Source organism: Bergeyella anatis (assembly GCF_036016955.1).
Lineage (GTDB): Bacteria > Bacteroidota > Bacteroidia > Flavobacteriales > Weeksellaceae > JAYWXI01.
On sequence record NZ_JAYWXI010000117.1, the window covers coordinates 1 to 499 of the forward strand.

Consider the following 499-nt stretch of genomic DNA (forward strand, 5'->3'; position numbering starts at 1 on the left):
ATTGTTACCGATTAAAACTTGACCGATATGGAAATATATACTATACCGCTCACGGGAAGCATACGGGCGAGGAATTTTGGACAGCTGAAATGGAATTAACAAAAATTTTGAACAGTTAAAGAGTAAAATTATGAACACAACAAGCACTAACATTGATAAAATTTACAACAGATTAAAAAAACTTTGTGAAAAAGTGAACACACGAAATGAGAAAGGTTTGAACGATGATGACCAAGCTAAAGCATTGTTTGATTTTGAGAAAAAGAACTTAGAATTTGTGCGAGTAGCCGTAGGTTATAGTAAACTCAAAGCAATAAAAACGGAGTTCGTAAAGGGAATAATAAAAAGGTACAAAGAGCAAAAATTGGACCTTTACGATATAAAATTTGTTGATGATAAATATGTAGGCAAGCTGATAGGAATACCTTTACCTATAAAAGAAATGAGGGAAGAGTTCCCTAACGATGTTAATGTAAGTGATTATACAGTATGGGTAACA

At 32.7% G+C, this 499-nt stretch carries 1 protein-coding gene; it reads left to right on the forward strand.

The features are described 5' to 3' along the window. Positions 1-130: 130 nt before the first annotated feature. Positions 131-499 (forward strand): hypothetical protein (locus VQ048_RS12520; protein WP_327611966.1); only part of this gene is annotated, 369 nt, incomplete at its 3' end.